At 73.4% G+C, this 21,673-nt stretch carries 20 protein-coding genes and 1 pseudogene; 12 read left to right on the top strand and 9 right to left on the bottom strand.

The features are described from left to right. Positions 1 to 131: 131 nt before the first annotated feature. Positions 132 to 704 carry an O-methyltransferase gene (locus ACIRPP_RS26225; protein WP_403647439.1) on the top strand — a complete coding sequence of 191 codons (573 nt, stop codon included), beginning with the start codon at positions 132 to 134 and terminating at the stop codon, positions 702 to 704. 27 nt (positions 705 to 731) lie between these two features. On the opposite strand, the gene ACIRPP_RS26230 is transcribed toward ACIRPP_RS26225, so the two are convergent. Next, positions 732 to 2,093, bottom strand: coding sequence for an MFS transporter (locus ACIRPP_RS26230; protein ID WP_403647442.1), 1,362 nt, complete (start codon positions 2,091 to 2,093; stop codon positions 732 to 734). 98 nt (positions 2,094 to 2,191) lie between these two features. On the opposite strand from ACIRPP_RS26230, the gene ACIRPP_RS26235 reads away from it, so the two are divergent. The 3 genes and pseudogenes from ACIRPP_RS26235 (at position 2,192) to ACIRPP_RS26245 (ending at position 5,555) form a co-directional block, all read left to right on the top strand. Next, a complete protein-coding gene (locus tag ACIRPP_RS26235) occupies positions 2,192 to 2,824 on the top strand; it encodes an HAD-IA family hydrolase (RefSeq protein ID WP_403647445.1) in 633 nt (210 codons plus the stop codon). A gap of 11 nt (positions 2,825 to 2,835) precedes the next feature. Further along, a pseudogene (locus ACIRPP_RS26240) lies at positions 2,836 to 4,038 on the top strand (MFS transporter); the annotation flags it as partial. 299 nt (positions 4,039 to 4,337) lie between these two features. Further along, positions 4,338 to 5,555, top strand: a complete 1,218-nt coding sequence (locus ACIRPP_RS26245) for a 4-hydroxybenzoate 3-monooxygenase (RefSeq protein ID WP_403647448.1) — start codon at positions 4,338 to 4,340, stop codon at positions 5,553 to 5,555. Between the two features lie 102 nt (positions 5,556 to 5,657). On the opposite strand, the gene ACIRPP_RS26250 is transcribed toward ACIRPP_RS26245, so the two are convergent. Next, positions 5,658 to 6,203 (bottom strand): DoxX family protein, encoded by a 546-nt coding sequence (locus ACIRPP_RS26250; protein WP_403647451.1) that lies wholly within the window; start codon positions 6,201 to 6,203, stop codon positions 5,658 to 5,660. A 292-nt stretch (positions 6,204 to 6,495) separates the two neighbouring features. Here ACIRPP_RS26250 and ACIRPP_RS26255 point away from each other — a divergent pair, with 292 nt between their 5' ends. Then, positions 6,496 to 7,977 carry an MFS transporter gene (locus ACIRPP_RS26255; protein ID WP_403647611.1) on the top strand — a complete coding sequence of 494 codons (1,482 nt, stop codon included), beginning with the start codon at positions 6,496 to 6,498 and terminating at the stop codon, positions 7,975 to 7,977. Positions 7,978 to 8,045: 68 nt separating this feature from the next. Here the strand turns inward: ACIRPP_RS26255 and nhaA are convergent, their stop codons facing one another. The 3 genes from nhaA to ACIRPP_RS26270 all read right to left on the bottom strand — a co-directional run bounded on the left by nhaA (position 8,046) and on the right by ACIRPP_RS26270 (position 10,742). Next, the gene (nhaA, locus tag ACIRPP_RS26260; protein ID WP_403647614.1) at positions 8,046 to 9,878 is read right to left on the bottom strand and encodes a Na+/H+ antiporter NhaA; all 1,833 of its coding nucleotides are present in this window, start codon (positions 9,876 to 9,878) and stop codon (positions 8,046 to 8,048) included. 130 nt (positions 9,879 to 10,008) lie between these two features. Next, on the bottom strand, positions 10,009 to 10,518 hold the full coding sequence (locus ACIRPP_RS26265; protein WP_403647454.1) for a carboxymuconolactone decarboxylase family protein: 510 nt from the start codon (positions 10,516 to 10,518) through the stop codon (positions 10,009 to 10,011). Next, positions 10,515 to 10,742, bottom strand: a complete 228-nt coding sequence (locus ACIRPP_RS26270) for a hypothetical protein (RefSeq protein WP_403647457.1) — start codon at positions 10,740 to 10,742, stop codon at positions 10,515 to 10,517. Before ACIRPP_RS26270 ends, ACIRPP_RS26265 begins: the two co-directional genes overlap by 4 nt. 615 nt (positions 10,743 to 11,357) lie before the next feature. Here ACIRPP_RS26270 and ACIRPP_RS26275 point away from each other — a divergent pair. Next, positions 11,358 to 12,269: a YceI family protein gene (locus ACIRPP_RS26275; protein ID WP_403647460.1), complete on the top strand. Its 912-nt coding sequence runs from the start codon at positions 11,358 to 11,360 to the stop codon at positions 12,267 to 12,269. 10 nt (positions 12,270 to 12,279) lie between these two features. On the opposite strand, the gene ACIRPP_RS26280 is transcribed toward ACIRPP_RS26275, so the two are convergent. Then, complete coding sequence (locus ACIRPP_RS26280; RefSeq protein ID WP_403647463.1) at positions 12,280 to 12,885, bottom strand: DUF998 domain-containing protein; 606 nt, start codon at positions 12,883 to 12,885, stop codon at positions 12,280 to 12,282. A gap of 241 nt (positions 12,886 to 13,126) precedes the next feature. Here ACIRPP_RS26280 and ACIRPP_RS26285 point away from each other — a divergent pair, with 241 nt between their 5' ends. Then, a complete protein-coding gene (locus ACIRPP_RS26285; RefSeq protein ID WP_403647466.1) occupies positions 13,127 to 13,966 on the top strand; it encodes a CAP domain-containing protein in 840 nt (279 codons plus the stop codon). Between the two features lie 6 nt (positions 13,967 to 13,972). Here the strand turns inward: ACIRPP_RS26285 and ACIRPP_RS26290 are convergent, their stop codons facing one another. Continuing rightward, on the bottom strand, positions 13,973 to 15,283 hold the full coding sequence (locus tag ACIRPP_RS26290) for a sensor histidine kinase (RefSeq protein WP_403647469.1): 1,311 nt from the start codon (positions 15,281 to 15,283) through the stop codon (positions 13,973 to 13,975). Then, a complete protein-coding gene (locus tag ACIRPP_RS26295; RefSeq protein WP_164348907.1) occupies positions 15,280 to 15,969 on the bottom strand; it encodes a response regulator transcription factor in 690 nt (229 codons plus the stop codon). The genes ACIRPP_RS26290 and ACIRPP_RS26295 overlap by 4 nt, the downstream gene beginning before the upstream one ends. A gap of 36 nt (positions 15,970 to 16,005) precedes the next feature. Between ACIRPP_RS26295 and ACIRPP_RS26300 the strand changes: the two genes are divergently transcribed. The 4 genes from ACIRPP_RS26300 to ACIRPP_RS26315 all read left to right on the top strand — a co-directional run bounded on the left by ACIRPP_RS26300 (position 16,006) and on the right by ACIRPP_RS26315 (position 18,884). Further along, positions 16,006 to 16,572 (top strand): hypothetical protein, encoded by a 567-nt coding sequence (locus ACIRPP_RS26300; RefSeq protein WP_403647472.1) that lies wholly within the window; start codon positions 16,006 to 16,008, stop codon positions 16,570 to 16,572. Between the two features lie 89 nt (positions 16,573 to 16,661). Next, complete coding sequence (locus ACIRPP_RS26305) at positions 16,662 to 17,510, top strand: SDR family oxidoreductase (protein ID WP_403647475.1); 849 nt, start codon at positions 16,662 to 16,664, stop codon at positions 17,508 to 17,510. A 109-nt stretch (positions 17,511 to 17,619) separates the two neighbouring features. Next, a complete protein-coding gene (locus ACIRPP_RS26310; RefSeq protein WP_403647478.1) occupies positions 17,620 to 18,000 on the top strand; it encodes a hypothetical protein in 381 nt (126 codons plus the stop codon). A gap of 86 nt (positions 18,001 to 18,086) precedes the next feature. Beyond that, entirely contained in the window at positions 18,087 to 18,884 is a 798-nt protein-coding gene (locus ACIRPP_RS26315) for a thioesterase family protein (protein WP_403647481.1), read from the top strand. A 12-nt stretch (positions 18,885 to 18,896) separates the two neighbouring features. Here ACIRPP_RS26315 and ACIRPP_RS26320 read toward each other — a convergent pair whose 3' ends face one another. Continuing rightward, positions 18,897 to 21,014 (bottom strand): MMPL family transporter, encoded by a 2,118-nt coding sequence (locus ACIRPP_RS26320; protein ID WP_403647484.1) that lies wholly within the window; start codon positions 21,012 to 21,014, stop codon positions 18,897 to 18,899. Between the two features lie 136 nt (positions 21,015 to 21,150). Between ACIRPP_RS26320 and ACIRPP_RS26325 the strand changes: the two genes are divergently transcribed. Continuing rightward, positions 21,151 to 21,669 carry a MarR family winged helix-turn-helix transcriptional regulator gene (locus ACIRPP_RS26325; protein WP_403647487.1) on the top strand — a complete coding sequence of 173 codons (519 nt, stop codon included), beginning with the start codon at positions 21,151 to 21,153 and terminating at the stop codon, positions 21,667 to 21,669. The last annotated feature ends 4 nt before the right edge of the window (positions 21,670 to 21,673 follow it).

Consider the following 21,673-nt stretch of genomic DNA (forward strand, 5'->3'; position numbering starts at 1 on the left):
GGATCCGCCCGCACGGGCAGGGTCGTACGGCCGTCCGGAAGCGTCCGGCCCCCGCCGGGTGAGCGCCCGGCATCCGCTCCGGACCGGGCCGCCGGCCGGTAGCATCACGGGCTCCAGGAGGGGGAGAGGGCATGACCTTGGCGCAGCGGGGCGTTCCGCCCCGGGTGGCACAGGCGGAGCGGTGCGCCGCCGAGGCGGGATTCACCAAGAGCTGCATCCCGGAGGTGGGCCGTCTGCTGCGGCTGGCCGCCGCCGTGAAGCCCACCGGGGTCGTCGCGGAGAGCGGTACCGGTACAGGGGTGGGGACGGCCTGGCTGCACAGCGGTCTGGGTGCCGGGGCACGCCTGGTGACGGTGGAGCGGGATGCGGAGCTGGCGCGCGGGGCGGCCGGTGTCTTCGCCGACGACGACCGCGTCCGCGTGCTGCACGGGGACTGGCGGCTGCTGGAGCGGCACGCCCCCTTCGACGTGTTCTTCTGCGACGGCGGGGGCAAGCGCGACGACCCGCGGCGAGTGGTCGAACTGCTGGCGCCCGGCGGCATCCTGGTCCTCGACGACTTCACGCCCTCACCGGACTGGCCGCCGCGCTTCGAGGGCGAGGTGGACGAGCTGCGCCTGTTCTACCTCACGCATCCGGAGCTGGACGCCGCCGAGGTGCTCACCGCGCCGGACAGCACGGCGATTCTCGCGGCGCGCCGGGGCTGACCCCGCGCCCCGGGCGCGAGGGGCCGCTCAGGACTTGGGGAGGCGGTCGGCGGTGGCGGGGCCCTCCCCGGCGGGTCCGGGACCCCCGGTGACGGCGTCCGCCGTGTCCGGTCCGCCGGACGCGACCAGGTGGGCGGCGCGCCGCCGCAGCGCGTCCTCGTCGGTCTGCGCGTCGTAGGTCACCAGCCGGGGCAGGACGGCGGCGAGCAGGCCGACCGAGGCGACGCAGGCGAGGCCGCCCGTCCAGAACGCCGGGCGGGTGCCGGTCCAGCCGGCCATCGCGCCCGCCCGCACCTGGCCGAGCTGGGGGCCGACGCTGTACGACAGGACCTCGATGCCCGCCAGACGGCCGCGCAGTTCGTCGGGGACGGTCTGGTTCCAGATGGTGGAGCGCCCCAGGCCGCTGAGCATGTCCCCGGCACCCGCGACGGCCAGGCACGCCAGGACCAGCCAGATGTCGGTCAGCAGGCCCGCCGCCGCGATGGCCGTCCCCCAGCCGGCCGCGCCGCACACCACGAGCAGGCCGTGCCGGCGCACCCGGGACACCCAGCCGCTGGTCAGGCTCACCAGAACGGAGCCGACCGATCCGGCCGCGTACATCAGTCCGAGCGACCAGTCGGCGTCCAGTTCGTCGGCGAGGAACGGGAAGATCGCGTTCGGGAAGGCGAAGAACATCGCCGCCAGGTCCACCGCGTAGGTGCCCAGCAGCAACGGCCGCGACCACGCGTAGCGGGCGCCCTCGGCGATGCCGCGCAGGGACGGCCTGTCGGCGTTGTCGGCGGGCGGGGCGGGCGTCAGGCGCAGGCAGAGCACCACCGAGACGGCGAAGCAGACCACCGTCGTGGCGTAGGCGTACGCGTTGCCGGCGTAGGCGACGACCAGACCCGCCACCGCGGGTCCGGCGATCGCCCCGGTCTGCCAGCGCAGGGCGTTCAGCGCGGCCGCCGCGGGAAGCTGGTCGTGCGGCACGATCCGGGCCAGCAGGGAGTCCAGGGCGGGCCGTTGCAGGCCGGCGAGAGCGGCGACACCGCCCGCCACGACGTACAGCGGCCACAGCATCGGCTCCGGCAGCATGGCGTTGACCAGCAGGATCACCGCCAGCAGTCCGAGTCCGGCCTCGGTGAGCAGGATGACCCGGCGCCGGTCCACCGCGTCCGCGAGCGCCCCGCCGTACAGGCCGAAGACCACCAGCGGCACCAGTTCGACCGCGCCCATGACACCCACCGCGAGCGGCGAGCCGGTCAGCTCCTTGATCTGCAGCGGCAGGGCGACCAGGGCCATGAAGCTGCCGAAGTACGTGATCAGTCCCTGCACCCACAGCAGGCGGAAGTCGCGGGAGGAACGCCAGGGCGAGAGATCGGGCAGCACCGCGGAGAGCTTCGAGGTCACGACCGGTCATCCTGCGTGCGCGCCGGCGCACGGCGCAACTCGATATCGGTGCCCGGATCCCGGGGTGGCGGCCCGGCGGGACGTGCTATCCAGATTCCATGATCGTTCCCCCTGCCGAGGCCCGGCCGTTCGACGCCGTGCTGTGCGACCTCGACAACGTGATCCGCTCCTACGACATGAGCCGCGTGGCCGCGCTGGAACGCTCGGCCGGGCTGGCGGAGGGGACGACGGCCGAGGTGGCATACGCGCCGGAGGTGGATCTGCCGCTGCTGCTCGGCCGGATCGGCACGGCGGAGTGGGAGGCGTCCATCGTGCGCGGGCTGGAGGGCCGGGTTCCGGAGCCACGGGCCCGGGAGCTCGCGGCGGCCTTCGCCCACGCCCCGTTCCACGCGGACGAGGCGGTGGTGGCGCTGCTGCGGCGGGTACGGGAACTGATGCCGCTGGTCCTCGTGACCAACGCGACGCTGCAACTGGACAGCGACCTCGCGGCGCTGGGCCTGGCGGACCTCGCGCACCACGTGGTGGGCAGTGCCCATGTGGGGGTGGCCAAGCCGGACCCGGCGATCTACGCGATCGCGGCGGAGCGGGCGGCCGTGCCGGCGCGGCGGTGCCTGTTCGTGGACGACCGGGCGGAGAACGTCGAGGCGGCCCTCGCCCTGGGCATGACGGGCACGCTCTACCGGGAACCGGCGGATCTGCGGCGGGCGCTGGCTCCCGCCCTGGGCGAGTGACCCGGGGTCGAGCCGCGATCGTCCCGCCGCGCGAGCTCGGCAAGTACGCCGGCGTCTTCGGTGCCGTGTTCGCCGTCGGCACCGTGGCCGGACCGCTGGTCGGCGGTGTGCTGGTGGACACCTCCTGGCTCGGCTGGCGCTGGTGCTTCTTCATCGGTGTGCCGTTCGCCCTCCTCGCCATCGTGCTGCTCCAGCGCACCCTGCGCCTGCCCACGATCCGACGCGAGGCGAAGATCGACTTCCTGGGTGCCTTCCTGGTCGTCGCGGGCGTCAGCGCGCTGCTCATCCGGGTGTCGCTGGCGGGCAACGACTTCGACTGGGCCTCCCGGCAGACCGCCGCCCTCACCGGCGCCGGCGCCCTGCTGCTGGGTGCCGCCGTGTTCGTGGAGTCCCGGGCCCCCGAGCCGGTGATCCCGCTGTCGATCTTCCGCAACCGCACCGTCACGCTCACCACCGTCGCCAGCCTCCTGGTCGGTGTGGCGATGTTCGGCGGCACCGTCTTCCTGTCGCAGTACTTCCAGGTGTCCCTGGGCAAGTCGCCCACCGTGGCCGGTCTGATGAGCCTGCCGATGATCCTCGGTCTGCTGGTGTCGTCCACCGTCGCCGGACAGGTCATCAGCCGCACCGGTGTCTGGAAGCGCTACCTGGTCGCCGGTGCGGTCATCATGAGCGCCGGGCTCGGCCTGCTGGCCACGATCGACGCGGGCACCTCCTTCACCCTGCTCAGCGTCTACATGGCGGTCCTCGGCATCGGCGTCGGCATGCTGATGCAGAACCTCGTGCTGGCGGCGCAGAACGACGTCCCCGCCAGTGAACTGGGCGCCGCCACCTCCGTGCTGTCCTTCTTCCGCAGCATGGGCGGCACCATCGGCACCAGCGTCCTCGGCGCCATCCTGGCCAACCGGGTCGCCAGTGAGATCACCAACGGGCTGACCGACGCGGGCGTCCCCGTGGACCAGGCGTCCGGCGGCGACTCCAGCGTCCCCGACATCAAGACCCTGCCCGCGCCGATCCGCGAGATCGTCGAGCACGCCTACGGCACGGCCACCGCGGAGCTGTTCCTCGTCGCCACCCCGTGCGCCCTGCTCGCGCTGCTCACCGTCCTGTTCCTCAAGGAGAAGCCGCTGAAGACGACCAGCGGCATGGAGCGCCTGGCCGAGGAGGCGGGCCCCGGCACCGTCGTGGAAGCCGAACCGGCGGCGCCCCGCGGCTGACGCCCGCCCCGTCCCCTCCCGGCGCCCGCCCGCCGGCCCGCTCACCCGGTGAGTGCCGGCCGCGCGGTACGGGCGCCGGGCGCTTCCGCGTACCCGTCGGTGACCCGGTGCGGGCCGTCCTCGGCGGCGGGAGCGATCGTCCGGGTGGTGTGCGGGGACCGTCGCCCCTGCCCGGTCCGCTGGCGGTCCGTCCGGGACCGTCCGCGGCCGGGCAGCGTTTCCGACCGCGCAGGGCGTCCGGCGGGAGGTGTCCGCCAAGTGGTCGCGGAGGCGGGGCGGCGGGCCGGACAATGCGGCCCATGGCCTTCACCTCGTCCGCCTCCTCCGCACCGGTCGTCCACAGCCGTACGCAGATCGCCGTGGTCGGGGCAGGCCCCGCCGGGCTCATGCTCTGCCATCTGCTGGCCCGCGCCGGGATCGACTCCGTCGCCGTCGACCTGCGCACCCGTCACGAGATCGAGCACACACCCCGCGCCGGCATCCTGGAACAGCGCTCCGTGGACCTCCTCGCCGACAGCGGCGTCTCCGGCCGCGTGCACCGTGACGGCGAGCGCCACGACGGCATCGTCCTGGCCTTCGGCGGGGACAGCCACCGCATCGACTTCCGGAACCTGGTGGGCGCGTCCACCCGGCTCTACCCGCAGACCGCCGTCTTCGCCGACCTGGCCGACGCCCGGGCCCGGGACGGCGGTGACGTCCGGTTCGGCGTCCGTGACGTGTCGGTCGACGACCTCCTGACGGACGCCCCGGTCATGCGGTTCACCGACGCGGACGGCACCCGGCACGCCGTCCGGTCCGACTTCCTGGTCGGCGCCGACGGCTCGCACAGCCTGTGCCGCCGCCAGGTCCCCGAGGCACGCCGCGCGCAGTTCACCCGGACCTACCCCTACGCGTGGTTCGGGATCCTCACCGAGGCCCCGCCCAGCTCCCCGGAGCTCATCTACAACCACTCCCCTCGCGGGTTCGCACTGATCAGCCGCCGTACCGACACGGTGCAGCGCATGTACTTCCAGTGCGACCCGGCCGAGGACGCCGCCGCGTGGTCCGACGACCGGATCTGGACGGAGCTGCAGGCGCGGGTCGGCGCCAACGGTCACCGGCTCCGGGAGGGGCCGGTCACCGCCAGGTCCGTGCTGCCGTTCCGCAGTTTCGTGCAGGAACCGATGCACTTCGGCCGGCTGGTGCTGGCCGGTGACGCCGCGCACACGGTCCCGCCGACCGGCGCGAAGGGCCTGAACCTCGCGCTCGCCGACGCCCGCCTCCTCGCCGGGGAACTCGAACGGGCCGTCGCACGACGGGACACCGCCCCGCTCGCCGCCTACAGCGAGCGCGCGCTGCGCGAGGTCTGGCGGGCGCAGTACTTCTCGTACTGGATGACCACGATGCTGCACACCCCGCCCGGCGCGGCGCCCTTCGACATCCGGCGGCAGGAGGCCGAACTGGCAGCGCTGACCGGCTCGGCCGCCGGCTCCGCCTACCTCGCCGAGGGCTACACCGGGTGGCCGCGGGACCGGTGAGCGTGGCCACGGGACCGGTGAGCGTGGCCGCGGGACCGGTGAACGCGTGAGCGCCCCGGCCGCCGCTCGGTGCGGCGGGCGGGGCGCTCGCAGGGCGGCGGGTCAGCCGCGGACCAGCAGCACCACTCCGGCGGCCACGACGCCCAGCAGGACGGCGGCGGCACCGCGCAGCAAGCCGTGGGACTTCAGGCCCGGCAGGAGGCGGTCGACCGCGTAGCGGCCGGGTCCGGTGAGGGTCAGCGCGGCGGCCCCCGCGGCCAGCAGGAGCTCGAACTCGACGCCCTCGGGGGCGAAGAAGCCGCCGCCCCACTTCACGGCCAGGGCGTTGATCATGGTGCCGAGCACAGCGGCGCCGGCGAGCGGGGTGAGCAGGCCCACGGCGAGCGCGAGCCCGCCGAGGGTCTCGGTGAGACCGGCGATCAGCGCCATGGTCTCCCCCGCCGGGTAGCCGCTCATCGCGAAGTACTGGCCGGTGCCCTCGATCCCGCCGCCGCCGAACCAGCCGAACAGCTTCTGGGCGCCGTGCGCGGCCATGGTCAGCCCGAGGGCCAGGCGCAGGACCAGCAGGCCCGTGTCGTAGGGGTGCGCGGCGGCGGCAGGGGTGCCGGCGGTGGCCGGAGTACGGGTGCGGTCGAGCGTGGACGTCATCGTGTGGGGGCCCTTCGGGGACGGGACGAACAGGAACAACGGTTCACTTGAACCTTCAAGCGTGCCGACCCTACCTGATGCGTGAAACTTCAAACAATTCTTCCTCCGGGACCTTCACGGAACCTCCGTGCGCGACGCCCGTCCGGGGCCGACCCGTTCGAGTGGTGACCGGGGAGTGCCGGGCGTACCGTCGTCGGGTGGGTTCCCGAACGGGGGGCCCGACGTGACCAAGGGTTCGCAGTCGGCCTCCGCAGAGACCACCGCCCGGCGCACCGGCGGTGGCGGAAGTGCGATGGCCCTGCTGGTCATCGCCTCGTGCCAGCTGATGGTGGTGCTGGACATCACCATCGTGAACATCGCGCTCCCGCACATCCAGACCTCGCTGGCCTTCTCCACCACCAGCCTGTCGTGGGTGGTCAGCGCCTACACGCTCACCTTCGGCGGGCTCCTCCTGCTCGGCGGACGGGCCGGGGACATCCTCGGCCGGCGGCGCGTCTTCATCACCGGTGTGCTGCTGTTCGTGCTGGCCTCGCTGCTGGGCGGACTCGCGCAGCAGCCCTGGCAGTTGCTCGCCGCGCGGGCCCTGCAGGGCGTCGGCGGCGCCATCGCCTCCCCGACGTCCCTCGCCCTGATCAGCACGACGTTCCGCGAAGGACCGGAACGCAACCGCGCCTTCGGGGTGTTCGCCGCCGTGTCGGCGGGCGGCGGGGCCATCGGACTGCTGGCCGGCGGCATCCTCGTCGAGTGGCTGAACTGGCGGTGGGTGCTGTTCGTCAACGTCCCCATCGGCGTGCTCATCGCGCTCGCCGCCCCCCGCTGGATCAGGGAGTCCGAACGCCACCCCGGCCGCTTCGACCTCACCGGCGCGCTCACCTCCACCGCCGGCATGGTGCTGCTGGTCTACGGCTTCATCCGGGCCGCCCAGGACGGCTGGCGGGACCCGCTGACCCTGGCGTCGTTCGCCGCGGCGGTCGTCCTGCTCGTGCTGTACGTCCTGGTGGAGAAGCGGTCCCGGCAGCCGATCACGCCGCTGCACATGTTCGCCGACCGCAACCGCGCGGGCACCTACGGCATCATGCTGTGCCTCGCCGCGGCGATGTTCGGCATGTTCTTCTTCCTGACCCTGTTCGTGCAGAACGTGCTGGACTTCAGCCCCCTGCAGGCCGGCGTCGCCTTCCTGCCGGTGAGTGCCGTCATCGCGATCGGCGCCGGCCTGACCTCACGGTTCCTGCCCGTGTACGGGCCCAAACCGTTCATGGTCGGGGGCGGTGTGCTGGCAGCGGCGGGCCTGGGCTGGCTGACCCTGACCGACGTCCACTCGACCTACGCGGGCAGCGTCCTGGGGCCGATGCTGGTCTTCAGCCTCGGCATGGGCATGAACTTCGTCTCGCTGACGCTGATGGCGCTGTCCAACGTCCGCACCGCCGAGACCGGCGCGGCCTCCGGTCTGCTCAACGCCACCCAGCAGGTGGGCGGCTCCCTCGGCCTGTCCATCCTGGTCACCATGTCCAGCACCGCCAGCACCAACGAGGCCGAGCGCCAGATCCCCCGCTTCCTCCAGCAGGCCGACCCGGGGGAGCTGCTGCGTTTCCGGCGCACCGGGGAGCTGCCGCCGCCCTGGTCCGACGAGGTGCTCACCGCCGGGGTCTCGGCCGCCTTCGTCACGGCGGCGATCTTCGCCGTGCTCGCCGCATTGATCGCCGTCGTGGCCATCCAGGTGCGCCCCTCCGACCTGCAGCGCCTCCAGGGAGACGTGGGGCCCGGCCCGACGTGAGACAGGATGCCCACGCCCGGCCGGGCCCGTCGCCGGTGCCCCGCCCCGGCTGACCGGAGGGGGTCACGTCACGAGGTGACCGCTCCCGTGTCGGACGCCTCCAGTTCCCGCGCCAGCGTCGCCGCGTCGTACGGCCCGGTGTGCCGGCGGTTGCCGATGAAGAACGTCGGCGCGCCGGTGGCCCCGCTGGCCTCCGCGCTCGCGACGTCCTCACGCACGCGCTCGGCCGTCCGTTCGTCGTCGAGATCGTCGAGGAACTTCTCGATGTCGAGTCCCAGGTCGCCCGCGTAACCGACCACGTCGTCGAACTCCAGGTGCTCCCGGTGCGCGAACAGCAGGTCGTGCATGTCCCAGAAACGCCCCTGCTTGTCCGCGGCGACGGCCGCCCGGGCGGCGAGCTCCGAGTGTTCGTGCACGTCGGGCAGCGGGAGGTGCCGGTAGACGTACCGCAGGCGGTCGCCGAACCGGTCCCTCAGCTCCTGCAGCACACCGGTGGCGTGCGCGCAGAACGGGCACTCGTAGTCGCCGTACTCGACCAGGGTCAGCGGAGCGTCCACCGGGCCGGAGATGTGGTCCCTCTCCGGGTCGACGGGCGTGTCCAGGAAGCGCGGCAGGTCGGCCTCGGTCTCTCCGCGCAGGACCGCGGCGAGCCGGAACGCCACCCACCCGAGGAGGGTGGCGAAGACGGCCGCGAGCAGGATGCCCACCGTGGCCTGGGCACGCAGATCCTCGTTGTCGGCGAAGGCCAGCTGGGCGATCAGCAGGGAGACGGTGAAGCCGATGCCGGAGAGGACTCCGCCGCCCATCACCTGGCCCTCGCCGACACCGCGCGGCAGGCTGCCGAGCCCCAGCCGGGTGCCCAGCAGCGCACCGCCGCTGACGCCCAGCAGCTTGCCGAGCACCAGACCGATGACGACCGCCCAGGTGACCCAGGAGGACAGGGCGTCGGCCAGGACACCGTCCCGCAGGTCCACTCCCGCGCTGGCGAGCGCGAACACCGGGACGATGAAGTAGCTGCTCCAGGGGTGCAGCACGGTCTGCAGACGCTCGTTGACCGAGACGGCCTGCTTGAGGCCCCGACGGGCGGTCATGCCCACATCGGCCCGCGGCGACTGCCGGAAGGCGCGGAACAGCCTGGCCGCCCGTTCCACCGCGTGACGCGCGGGCGCCTGGGCGGGGATGAGCAGACCGCCGATCATGCCCGCGATGGACGCGTGCAGGCCGCCCTCGTAGGTGGCCACCCACAGGACGAGCACGACGATCACGTACGGTGCCGCCCGCCAGACCCCCAGCCGGGTCAGGCTCGCCAGGAGCACGCAGAGGGCGAGCGCGAGGAGCAGCGGTGCGTAGCGCACCGACCCGGAGTAGACGAAGCCGATGACGGTGACGGCCACGATGTCGTCGATGACGGTGATGGCCAGCAGGAAGACGCGGAGCTGGGTGGACAACCGCGGCCCGACGATGGCGAGCGCGCCCAGCATGAAGGCGGTGTCCGTGCCGATGACGATGCCCCAGCCCTTGGCGGCCTCGCCGCCGGGGGAGACGGCCAGGTACAGCAGGACGGGGATCAGCATGCCGCCGATGCCCGCCATGGCGGGGATGACGATGCGCCGACGGCTGTTCAGCACACCGACGGAGACCTCGTAGCGGACCTCCAGGCCGATGACGAAGAAGAACACCGCCATCAGGCCGTCACTGACCCAGTGGCCCAGGTTCATGGACAGGTCGGCGCTGCCGATGGAGAAGGACGCCTCCGTCGACCACAGCGAGGTGTACGCGTCGGACCAGGGTGAGTTCGCCCAGACCAGGGCGATCACGACGGCGGCCAGCAGCAGGCCGACACTGCCCGCCTCGGTCGTCAGGAAGTTGCGTGCCCGGCCCGCCAGCTGGGCCCCCAGCATGCGCCGCTTGGCCGAGGTCTGGGTCTTGGGCTGTCGGCGCTCTGTCACCTCCATCACGGACGCCGCCAGGAGCTCTCGAGGAGGCGCTGGTCTGGATCGAGGCGGACGCTGGAGGTCATGCGTGCCCTTTCTAGGGGTTGTGCGGACTGACTGCGGGCGGGCTCACGGCCCCCCGTTCATGCACGGGGTGGCGACTGGCGATCGACACCCGGTTGAAGGCGTTGATGGTGATCACGATCCAGGTCACCGCCGAGCGTTGCTCCGGCGTGAGGTGCCGGGCCGCTTCGGCGTGGTCCTGATCCTGGATGCGGGGATCGGGAAGGGTGGTGAGGCTCTCCGTCAGGATCAGTGCGGCGCGCTCCGCCGGGGTGAACAGGTCCGTGTCGCGCCAGGCCGGCAGGACGGCGATGCGCTGGGACGACTCGCCTCCCCTGAGCGCGGCCCTCACGTGGACGTCGAGGCAGGAGGCGCAGCCGTTGATCTGCGAGGCGCGGATGTTGACGAGTTCGACCAGGGTCCGGTCCAGTCCCGCCTCGCGGGCGGCTCGGCGGACGGCTTTGGCCACCTCGATCTGTGCCCGGTACACCTCCGGGTGCTGCCGGTCGATCGCGATCCGGCCGTCGGCCGGGGGCCCGCTCATCCCTCCACCGCCCAGCGGTGGAGGACCGGGGCCGCCGCGGTGGTCAGGGGCGGCCGGAACGCGGTGCGGCCGGGGCGGCGCACACGCCGGGCGGCGGCGCGGGGGACGTCGTCGGGGCGGGCCCGGAGGGCGCCGGGGGCCGGCTGCCGGCCCGCCGTCGTCCGGGGGCGGGCGGTGACGGGGTGGCCGGCGGAGCTGTTCACCGCACCGACCGGTTCGCTCATCACACGAAACCTCCACCCTTGCGTCCGCCACGGCCCCGGGGGGACACATCCCCCGCGCACCCTCTCCTCATACTGTGCCAAACATCTCGTCTCGTCCGATCGAACGAGAAGTCACAGAAATGGGCGGATGGCCACCGCACGGCGACTCCGCACGGCGCTCGTCCACCTGTTCGCAGCTTATACGCAGGTCAAGAACGCGCAAAGAGAAGGTTTGCCGATCACCTGTGAGCCCCGTCGCACACAGAAGTACGGGTTGCCCGCTCCGGACGCCCCAAGGCGGTGACCATGCGCGGAAGCCGTGAGGCCCCCGTGAACCGGGCGTCACCCCCTCCGCACTTTGCCGGTGCAGGAACGCAAATCAGCGCCCGCCCGGCATCCGTGAAGCCCGCACTTTCCGGAGAATTCACAAACAATGGTGCATTTCACCGCCCTCGGTCACCGTTCGCCGGAGCCGATGCGGGGTGATCTGCTCCCTGCCGACGGCTTTATGATCACTACGGGATCGGGCAGGTTCCGGAGCTCGCCGCCCACCCCCTCGACACCCCTTGGCAACCGCGAACGTGTCCCGGCGCCTCCGCAGGCCCGGTGACACATGTGACGAAAGGTGTGAACTGCATGGTGCTCGGACTGCTGCGGCGACGGCGCGAGGGTGCCTCCGGCACCACGCCGGACCTCTCCGCCCTCCTCCCCGCGGGCGCCGGCGGATTCGGTTGCGCGGTCGTCGACAGCGGGGAGCAGCCCGTCGGCGGGGCCGAGGTGACGGTGACCGCGCTGGACAGCCACCGGGTCGCGGCCCGCGGCACCACCGATCCGTACGGCCTGTTCCTCGCGGCACTGCCGCCGGGTGCGTACAGCGTGCTGACCGCCGCCGAGGGTCTCTCTCCGGACCGCCGGACCATCGAGATCCACGCCGGAGTCGCGCCCGCCCCGGCGCGCGTGCAGCTCGTGCCGGCCCGCAGGCTGGAGCTGCCGTCGGCCGGGACCTGGCTGTTCGATCCGCCGCACACCGCGATCCGCTTCATCGCCCAGCACGTCGGCATGGCGCATGTGCACGGCCGGTTCACCCGGTTCCAGGGCGGCATCCGCGTCGCGCCGGACATGACCGACTCCCAGGTGTCGGTGCGCATCGACGCCTCCAGCATCGCCACGGGCAACCGGACCCGGGACAACCACCTGCGGTCCGCCGACTTCCTCGACGTCGAGCGCTACCCGTACATCGACTTCGTCAGCAGCCGCTTCGCCTACCACGGCGGCTCGAAGTGGACCCTGCACGGCACGCTGACGATGCACGGCACCAGTCGCTCCGTCGGCCTCGACACCACCTACCTCGGCACGGTCAACGGCGGCTACGGGCAGGAGCTGCGCTGCGCGGCCCTGGCCCGGGCGGAACTGCACCGCGAGGACTTCACCCTCAACTGGCGTTCCATGCTGGCCCGCGGCATCGCGGTCGTCGGCCCCACCGTCCGGCTCGAACTGGACGTCCAGGCGATGTACCGCACCCACGACACCCCTACGCCGCCCGAGTAGCCCCCGCCCGTCAGGACGCGGTGGCCCGGTACCGGCTCCGGGCGCGGTGGACGCAGGCGGCGGCGACCACGAAGGGCCACAGCGACTGCATGGAGGTGACCACGCGTTCGGCCACTCCGGCAGCCCCGTCGTCGTCCATCTCGAACAGGAACCAGAGCGCCCCGGCCCCCATCGCCAGGGTCACGGCGAGGGAAATCTCGGGCCACAGCGGCCAGGGCGCGGTGCGGCTGCGGTCGGCGGCGAGGACGGGCCACAGGGCGAGCAGCGCGAAGCCGACCGCGGCGACCGAGCCGTGACGCAGCGAGCCCCCGCTGCTCGGCGGCGGCACCATCGCCACCACCAGCGCCGCCACTCCCCCGCACGCCAGCGCCACGCGCCCCGGGGCCGCGGCGGCCCGCAGACCCCATGCGGTGAGCAGGTGGCACACCCCCAGAGCCATCAGCGCCGCCGTCATCACCCACGCCCCGGCCGCACCGTGCGCCGCCAGCACGCTGATGGTCTGCGTCACGGGATCGTAGGCGGGGCCTTCGAGCTGCCCGGCGACCGCCCAGCCGCCGGCCAGCAGCAGGGGCGCGCATCCCGACGAGAGCAAGGTCCATTTGGGCACAGGTCGCACCGGGACACCGTAAAGCAGATAAAACGTCACTTGTGGGACCGTCGCCCGCACGGTGGGGTCCGCCCGGGCGGGCCGACCTCAACAGACCTTGGCGGTTTTCTTAAGGCTTCTTGAAGTTGACCTTCGAACCGCGGAATCCAGTCCTCCGGCCCCTACGCTCGCAGCACCCCCCACGGTCCCGGTGGGTGCCATCGCGCCCACCGGGTCTCCCTCCGACCGACCGACCGAGGTGTCCTACGCAATGGGTTCCCGCCGAGCCGCCCGCAAGCCCCGCTCCCACGCCCGCCCCGGCGGCGGGCACCGGACGCGCAACACCACCCTGGTGCTCGGTGCCGCGGTCCTCACGGCAGGCGTCGGATTCGCCCTGACCGGCATCGGCGACGGCGACGGCGACGGCGACGGCGGTGCCTCGGACCGGGTGGCCGCGAGCACGGTCGACCAGGCTCCCTCGGCGGAGGAGACGACGCCGTCCGCCTCCCCGTCCACGAGCGCGAGCGCCTCTCCCGAGGCGTCCCCGAGCAAGAAGGCCGGGAAGAAGAAGGCGTCGAAGTCGGCGAGCCCCACCCGCACCGCGACTCCGACGCAGGCCGCGAAGGCACCCGAGCGCCCCTCCGCCAAGGCCGGCAGCGACCGCGGCACCGGCGGCGGCAGCGCCTCCGGCCCGGGTTCCGGCTCGGGCGGCTCCGGCAGCTCGGGCGGCAGCGCCGAGACCCAGGTGATCGCCCTGGTCAACCAGGAACGGGCCGCGGCCGGGTGCTCCCCGCTGACGGCCAACGCCCGGCTGACCCGCGCCGCGGACGACTACAGCGACGTGATGGCCGCGAGCGGTGTGATGTCCCACACCGGCCCCGACGGCTCCACCATGACCACCCGGGTCGAGGCCGCCGGGTACCAGTGGTCGACGCTGGGCGAGAACATAGCCCGCGGGCAGGCCGACGCCGCCTCGGTGATGAAGTCCTGGATGAACAGCCCCGGCCACCGCGCCAACATCCTGAACTGCTCCTTCAAGGAGATAGGCGTCGGCGTCCACTTCGGTGACGGCGGCCCGTGGTGGACGCAGAACTTCGGCGCGAGCCGCTGAGCCGGTTCACCCCCGCGCGGACGCCAGCGCGAACGACACCCGCACCCGTGCGCCGCCCATCGGCGCACGGGTGATCGTCAGTTCCCCGTCCGCCGCCCGGGCGGCGCGGGCCACGATGTCCAGGCCGAGGCCGGTGGAGCCGCCGACGCTGACCCCGCGGGTGAGCGCCGCCTCCGGGTCGTCGACGCCCGGGCCGGCGTCGTCCACGGTGAGCAGGACCCGCTCGTCGGCCCGCTCCACGCGGACGGCGAAGGCGGCCCCCTGGGGCGTGTGCCGGAAGACGTTGCCGATCAGGGCGTCGACGACCGCCGCCAGCTCGTCCTGCGGGAAGCGGACCGGGGTCGGGCGGGGCGTGAAGTAGCGTTCCCACGGCCGGTCCTGCTGGGTCGCGAGGACGGCCCAGAACTCCAGGCGTTCGGCGACCACCTCGGACACGTCGCACGGCTTCGCCGGGTCGTGGGCCGCGCCCCCCGGCTGCGAGACCGCCAGCGGGGCCCGGGCGGCCGTGATGACCGCGTCCAGTTCGCTCTCCAGCTGGGCGGTGGCCTCGGCGATGCGGCGCGCGCTCGGCGTGGGCCCCATCCGGTCCGCCTCCAGGCACAGCGCGGTGAGCGGGGTGCGCAGCCGGTGGGAGAGGTCCGCGACCAGTTCCCGCTCGACGGCGAGCAGGTCGACGACCCGGTCGGCCATGGTGTTGAACGCCACCCCGGCCTCCTGCAGCTCCGGCGGCCCGTCCGGTGCGACGCGCACGTCGAGGTCGCCCGAGCCGAGGGCGAGGGAGGCCCGCTTCAGACTGCGCGAGGAGCGCACGACGCGCGCGCCGAGCCGGTCGGCGACCAGGACCGAACCGCCGACCAGGCCCAGGGCGAGCAGCGCCATCACGCCCCAGGAGGCGGCGACGCCCCGGCTGAGGTCGGCGGCGGGCACGTGGGACTCGACGACAGCGACCCGGTCGCCCCGCAGGACGACGGGCTGCAGGTAGCTCCAGCCCTCCTCGGTGTCCAGCGCCAGGGTCTGCCGGTCCTCGACGGCACGGTCCAGGGCGCTGCGGGGGGCGTGCGGGGTGCCGACGACGTCGCCGTCGGGCAGCCGCACGGCGAGCCGGCCCGGCGAGCCGATCTCGCCCAGGGCCTGCTCCACGTCCGAGCGCCGGGTGGTGAGGGCCAGGACCGGGGACAGGGCGGAGGCGCGCTGTTCGGCGACGGTGGTGGCCTGGTCGCGGGCCTGTTCCCGGACGAGCAGGGCGAGCGGGATGAGGAACGACAGGGCCACCATCGACGTGACGGCGAGCGCGATACCGGCGAGCGCACGTCTCACGGCGAGCCGACCAGCTTGATGCCGATGCCGCGCACGGTGTGGAGGTAGCGGGGCTGGCGCGCCTTCTCCCCCAGCTTCCGGCGCAGTGCGGACAGGTGGACGTCCACGGTCTGCTCCTCGAGGTAGGGCTGCTGCCACACCTCGGTGAGGATGCGCTGCCGCGAGACGACCTGGTCGGCGTGCGCGGCCAGGTAGGCGAGCAGATCGAACTCGCGGCGGGTCAGCGGCAGCTCCCGGCCCGCCAGGTGCGCCGTGCGCGCGGTGGGGTCGATGTGCAGGTCGCCGACGTGCAGCGCCGGCGGCCGGGGCGCGCCGGTGTCGGCGGGTGCCGACCTGCGCAGCACGGCGCCCAGCCGGGCGGCGAGCTGGCCGCCGGAGAACGGCTTGACCAGGTAGTCGTCGGCGCCGGCGTTGAGCAGCCGGATGATCTCGGTGTCGTCGTCCCGGGCGGTGGCGACCAGCACCGGGACGCGGGATATCCCGCGGATCATGCGCAGCACGTCGAGACCGTCCAGGTCGGGCAGGCCGAGGTCGAGCACCACGATGTCCGGCGGGCTCTGGGTGATCTCGCGCAGCGCCTCGAAGCCCTGGTGTGCGGTCTTCACCGCGTGGCCGTGTCCACTGAGGACCTCGATCAGCGCGGCCCGGATCACAGCGTCGTCCTCGACGACCAGTACGGAGGCCATGAGCCGGAACGTTAGCGCGTCCGTCACTATGGTGTCGTGCCCCGCCTCCTGCGCTACCTGCTGATATGGCTGTCCTGCACGGCAGCCAGTGTGACGGCCGTCATCGTCACCATCCACTTCGTCGTGGGCTCGACCCGGCCCACGGCGCCCGTCGCGCAGTCGGCGCCGGAGGACCTGCCTGCGGCCACGCGGTCGGCGTCGCCGCCCGCGTCCCCCTCCCCCAGCCCGTCGCGGAGCACCCGCACGCCCCGCCCCACGCCGTCCCGGACGGCCGAGACGTCGCCCGAGCCGAGTGCGCCGCGCACCCCGACCGTCCGTCCCACCCCCCGTCCCGCGGAGACGGGCGGGAGCGACGCCGGCTGTGCGGAGGCCGGCTCCGGGGTGCACACGGTGCCCGCCCAGGGCGGGAAGACCACGGTGCGGTTCGGCGGGGGCCGGGTGTGCCTGATCTCCGCGGTGCCCAACCGGGGCTTCACGGTGAGCACGCGCCAGACCTCGCCCCAGGCGCTCATCGTGACCTTCTCCGGCGGACGGCAGCGCTCCGAGGTGACGGCCACGGCCGGGTCCCCGGACCGGGTGAGCGTCCGCGAGACGTCGTTCTGACCACTCCGGCACACCGCTCCGGCACACTCCCACGAGGACGACCGCGATCGCGGACAGCAGGTGACCGCAAGGCTTCCTACGGTCGTCCCATGACCCACACGCAGAAGATTCTCGTCACCGGCGCCACCGGCACCGTCGGCCGTCAGGTCGTCGCCGAACTGCTCGCCCGCGGTCACGCGGTCCGGGCCCTGACCAGGAACCCGGCGAAGGCCGCTCTCCCGGCCGGCGTCGAGGTGGTCCGCGGCGACCTGGCCGAACCCGACACGCTCGCCCCGGCGCTGGAGGGCGTCACCGGCCTGCACCTGATCACCTTCGACGGCGGCGGTTTCGCCCCGCTGGAGACCGGCCCGCGGATCCTCGAACGGGCCCGCGCCGCCGGGGTGCGCCGGGTGACCGTGCTGCACGGCGGCGGGCCGACCCCGCTGGAGGACGCCGTACGCGCCGACGACTCGGTGGACTGGACCGTGCTGATGCCGGTCGAGTTCATGTCCAACGCCCTGGAGTGGGCGGAGGGCATCGTGACCGCGGACGAGGTGCGCGAGCCCTTCGTGTCCCGGCTGAGCGCCATGGTCCACGAGGGCGACATCGGCGCGGTCGCCGCGGTCGCGCTCACCGAGGTGGGCCACGCCCGGCAGGAGTACGTGCTCACCGGCCCCGAGACGCTGACCGTGGCGGACAAGGTGGCGGCCCTCGCCGCCGCCCGCGGCCGGGACATCACGCTGGTCGAGCTCAGCGAGGAGGAGGCCGTCGCCCGGTGGCGGGCCGCCGGACAGCCCGAGGAGGTGATCGGCTTCCTGCTGCAGGTGTACGGCGACACCCCGGAGGTGGGCCGCACGGTCCTCGACACCGTCGAGAAGGTCACCGGGCGGCCGGCCCGCACCTTCGCCCGGTGGGCGGCCGACCACGCGGCGGCGTTCACCGCCCCCGGCGCTCCCTGAGCCCGGCCCGCGCCCCGGAGTGCGGGAGCTCCTCGGGCGTGCCCGGGCCCCGCGGGCCGGCACACCCGTGGGCGGGCCGGTGTCGGCGCCCGTCAGTAGGCTCGGCGTCATGAGCGTCTCCCTCTACTACAGCGCCCGCCGGACCGAGCCGCTGACGGCCGAGGAGACGGCCGCGGTGGACCGGATCGCCGCCGCCCGGCTCGCCTCCTTCCCCTACGCCGACGAGGAGCCGCTGCACCTCTACGACAGCGGGGGCCGCGACGCCGGGCAGGTGCTGGCCGGTTCGACCCGGCTGCCCGCCGCCCCGGACCGGCTGCTCCCGGTGATCGGCCACGTGCTGGACTCGGTGACGGAGCTGCGCCGCGCCCTGCCGGACGCGGCGTGGCACGTCCACCTGGACGACCTGGACGTCGACTGGGACGAGCGGGCGGGGTACGGGCTGCCCGGGATGCGTGACGCCGGGCTCCTCGCCGAGCTGGACGGGCTCTGACCGGCCTCACCCCCGGCTGATCACCACGGGTACGGTCGTCGGACACCGATGTCCGCATTCCGCGACCGAAGCACGAGGACCACCCGTTGTACTCCGGCAGTTACTACCAGCCCGTCGACGAGCACCGTTACAAGCCCACCGCGCACGCGAGCGGCGCGTGGGACACGGAGGAGCTGCACTTCAGTCCGCTCGGCGGGCTGATCGTCCACGCGATCGACCGGTTCCTGGCCGGCCGGCCCGACAACGGTCTGGCCCTGGCCCGGATCAGCTACGACATCCTGGGCCGTCTCGCCCTGGAGGAGTGCGAGATCCGGGTGGAGACGATCAGGCCGGGCCGCACCATAGAGCTGCTCGAAGCGGTGGCGCTGATCGCCGGCCGTCCCGCGGTGCGGGCCCGCGCCTGGCTCCTGGCGTCGGCCGACACCTCCGCCGTCGCCGGCGGCCCGGGAGACCGGCTCGCCCCTCCGGAGACCCTGGCGCCCTGGCCCATGCACTCCGTCTGGCCGGGCGGCTACGTGGCCTCGCTGGACGTCCGCCCGGTCACGCCGCCGCAGCCGGGCAGGACCACGGCCTGGCTCTCCACCGGCCTCGACCTCGTCGCGGGGCAGCCCGTCAGCGCGCTCGCGTCGTTCGTCGCGCTCGTCGACACCGCCAACGGCATCGCGGTCCGGCAGCCGCCGACCGACTGGTTCCCCAACGTGGACCTCACGATCCATCTGCACCGCGGTCCGGTGGGGCGCTGGACGGGGCTCGACACCACCGTCACCTTCGGCCCCACCGGCCACGGCCTCACCAGCACCGTCCTCCACGACGTGGAGGGGCCGGTCGGCCACGCCCAGCAGATCCTCACCGTCCGGCCGATGCCGGGCGCCGACGGACCGTAGGGCGGGCGGTCTTCAGGTCATCGCCCCGGCCTTCTCCCCGTCCCGGGCGGGCGTGGCGCCGCGGGCCAGGGAGCTGGGCCACCAGGCCCGGGGGCCGATGTCGATCACCAGCGCGGGCACCAGCAGGGACCGCACCACGAGGGTGTCGAGCAGGACACCGAAGGCGACGATGAACGCCAGCTGGACCAGGAAGACCAGCGGGATCACCATGAGGGCGGCGAAGGTGGCGGCGAGCACCACCCCGGCGGACGTGATGACGCCGCCGGTGGTGGTGAGTCCGCGCAGGACGCCCTGCCGCGGGCCGAGCGTCCGTGCCTCCTCCCGCACCCTGGACATCAGGAAGATGTTGTAGTCCACGCCGAGCGCGACCAGGAACACGAACCCGTACAGCGGCACCGAGGCGTCCATGCCGCTGATGCCGAGGAGGTGCTCGAAGACGAGCACGGCCACGCCGAGGGTCGCCAGGTAGTTCAGCGCGACCGTGGCCACCAGGAGGGCCGGGACGAGCAGCGAGCGCAGCAGCGCCACCAGGATCAGCAGGATGATGCCGAGCACGACGGGCACGATGACCATGCGGTCCCGGGCCGCGGTCTGCTGGGTGTCGTACTGCTGGGCCGTGTAGCCGCCGACCAGCGCGTCGGCGCCGGGCACGGCGTGCACCGCCTCGCGCAGCCGCTGGACGGTCTCCTTGGCGGCGTCGCTGTCGGCGGAGTCGCTCAGAGTGACGTCGACGCGGACCCGGCCGTCGACGACGAGCGGTTCACCGGCTCCCGGCTGCCCGGACTCGGAGACCGCGGCGGCCGACGCCACGCCCTCTGTGGCCTCGGCGGCGGCCGTCACCTCGCCGGCCCGGTCGGCGTCCGCGATGACGACGGCGGGGTTGCCGGAGCCGCCCGGGAAGTGCTCGGTGATCGTCTGCTGGGCGGAGACGGACGGGGCGTCGTTGACGAAGATCTCGTCGAGCGGCACGCCCTTGGCGGTCAGGGTGGAGGAGAAGCCGGCCAGCAGGGCCAGGCCCAGCGCGGTCACCACCCAGGTGCGGCGCGGCCGGCGGTCCACCGTCGCCGCGACGCGGTGCCAGATGCCCTTGCCCTCGTCGTCCGGGCCGGACGCCTTCGGGCGGGACGGCCAGTAGGCGGCCCGGCCGACGAGGGCCAGCACGGCGGGCAGGAACGTCAGCGTGGACAGCACGGCGCAGACGATGCCGATGGCGCCCACCGGGCCGAGGGCCCGGGTGTTGGTGAGGTCGCTGGCGAAGAGAGCGAGCAGGCCGAGGGCCACGGTGGCGGCGCTGGCGGTGATCGCGCCGAAGGAGCGGCGCACCGCGACGAGGGCGGCCGTCGCCCGGTCCTCGCGCAGGGCGAGTTCCTCCCGGAAGCGGGCGGCCAGGAGCAGCGCGTAGTCGGTGGCGGCGCCGATCACGAGGATGGAGAGGATGCCCTGCACCTGTCCGTCGACCATGACGACGTCCCGGTCGGCCAGGAAGTAGACGACGGCGCAGGCCAGGGACAGGGCGAACACCGAGCCGAGGATGATCACGAACGGCAGGAGGACGCTGCGGTAGACGAGCAGGAGGATCAGCAGGACCGCGCTCAGGGCCACGCCCAGCAGCAGTCCGTCGATGCCGGCGAAGGCGTCGGACAGGTCGGCCTGGCTGGCGGCCGGTCCCGCGATCTCGGCGCGGGTGCCGGGTACGTCGCCCACCGCCTCGCGCACGTCGTCCAGGACATCGGGCAGTTCGTCGCCCAGGTCGGACTCCAGCTGGACCACGGCCTGCAGGGCCAGGCCGTCGTCGGAGGGGAAGGCGGGTGACGGGCGGTCGACGACCCCGGGCTGCCCGGTGAGCCCGGCGACGGCCTTCGTGGCCGCGGCCCGCTGGGCGTCGGTGATCCGGTCGCCGTCCGCCGTCCACACCACGATCGCGGGCTGGGTGCCGGACTGGTCGAACGCCTCACGCGCCTCCAGGACCCGGGTGGACTCGGCGCTCTCGGGCAGGAACGTCGACTGGTCGTTGGTGGCGACCTCGCCCAGCTTGCCCGCGTAGGGCCCGAGGGTGCCGCCCACGCCCAGCCACACCACCAGCAGGACGAGCGGTACGGCCCACCGGGCCCAGCGGGGTGCGGTTCTCATCGGACTCCTCCGGCGGAAGGTGACAACAGGGGGGAAGGACGGCAGGTGGATCAACGGCACGGGGGTCGAGCGGGTTACCTCATCGATACCTCACCGATCGAGTATCTCGATGATCGAGCAAACATATACTGGTCGCATGAGCGGCCCGGTCAGCACCCCCTCGTCATCTGTTCCGCAGGACGACCCCACGGGGTTGCAGTCCTTCGCGGTTCTGTTGCGCCGGATGAACGGCGAGCTCAACCGCGTCACGGAGGAGTTCGCCCAGTCCCAGGGCCTGCACCTGACCGACATGAGGGCGCTGATCGCGATCCTGGACGACGATCCGGCGCTGGGTCCGATGACGCCCGGCCGGCTGCGCAAGCACCTCAACCTGACCTCGGGCGCCATGACCGCCTGCGTCGACCGGCTCGAGAAGGCCGGTCACATACGGCGGGTCCGGGCGGACGGCGACCGCCGGGTGGTGCACCTGCACTACGCGGACCCGGCCAAGGAGGTCGCCCGCGACTTCTTCCGGCCGCTGGCCCTCAGCACCGACACCGCTCGCGCCCGCTTCACCCGGGACGAGCTGATGGTCGTCGTCCGTTTCCTCGCCGAGATGAACCTGGAACTCGGCCGCCTGCGGGAGACCCCCGCGCGCTCCACCCCGGTCGGCTGACACC

Source organism: Streptomyces sp. NPDC101219 (genome assembly GCF_044767675.1).
GTDB lineage: Bacteria > Actinomycetota > Actinomycetes > Streptomycetales > Streptomycetaceae > Streptomyces.

Excerpts from the sequence above, each read along its gene's own strand:
- ACIRPP_RS26305 (WP_403647475.1), top strand. The coding sequence starts at position 16,662 with ATGACCCACACGCAGAAGATTCTCGTCACCGGCGCCACCGGCACCGTC.
- ACIRPP_RS26245 (WP_403647448.1), top strand. The coding sequence starts at position 4,338 with ATGGCCTTCACCTCGTCCGCCTCCTCCGCACCGGTCGTCCACAGCCGT.
- ACIRPP_RS26310 (WP_403647478.1), top strand. The coding sequence starts at position 17,620 with ATGAGCGTCTCCCTCTACTACAGCGCCCGCCGGACCGAGCCGCTGACG.
- nhaA (WP_403647614.1), bottom strand. The coding sequence starts at position 9,878 with ATGCTGGGGGCCCAGCTGGCGGGCCGGGCACGCAACTTCCTGACGACC.
- ACIRPP_RS26325 (WP_403647487.1), top strand. The coding sequence starts at position 21,151 with ATGAGCGGCCCGGTCAGCACCCCCTCGTCATCTGTTCCGCAGGACGAC.
- ACIRPP_RS26285 (WP_403647466.1), top strand. The coding sequence starts at position 13,127 with ATGGGTTCCCGCCGAGCCGCCCGCAAGCCCCGCTCCCACGCCCGCCCC.
- ACIRPP_RS26275 (WP_403647460.1), top strand. The coding sequence starts at position 11,358 with ATGGTGCTCGGACTGCTGCGGCGACGGCGCGAGGGTGCCTCCGGCACC.
- ACIRPP_RS26295 (WP_164348907.1), bottom strand. The coding sequence starts at position 15,969 with ATGGCCTCCGTACTGGTCGTCGAGGACGACGCTGTGATCCGGGCCGCG.
- ACIRPP_RS26270 (WP_403647457.1), bottom strand. The coding sequence starts at position 10,742 with ATGAGCGAACCGGTCGGTGCGGTGAACAGCTCCGCCGGCCACCCCGTC.
- ACIRPP_RS26265 (WP_403647454.1), bottom strand. The coding sequence starts at position 10,518 with ATGAGCGGGCCCCCGGCCGACGGCCGGATCGCGATCGACCGGCAGCAC.
- ACIRPP_RS26235 (WP_403647445.1), top strand. The coding sequence starts at position 2,192 with ATGATCGTTCCCCCTGCCGAGGCCCGGCCGTTCGACGCCGTGCTGTGC.
- ACIRPP_RS26255 (WP_403647611.1), top strand. The coding sequence starts at position 6,496 with ATGGCCCTGCTGGTCATCGCCTCGTGCCAGCTGATGGTGGTGCTGGAC.
- ACIRPP_RS26250 (WP_403647451.1), bottom strand. The coding sequence starts at position 6,203 with ATGACGTCCACGCTCGACCGCACCCGTACTCCGGCCACCGCCGGCACC.
- ACIRPP_RS26320 (WP_403647484.1), bottom strand. The coding sequence starts at position 21,014 with ATGAGAACCGCACCCCGCTGGGCCCGGTGGGCCGTACCGCTCGTCCTG.
- ACIRPP_RS26225 (WP_403647439.1), top strand. The coding sequence starts at position 132 with ATGACCTTGGCGCAGCGGGGCGTTCCGCCCCGGGTGGCACAGGCGGAG.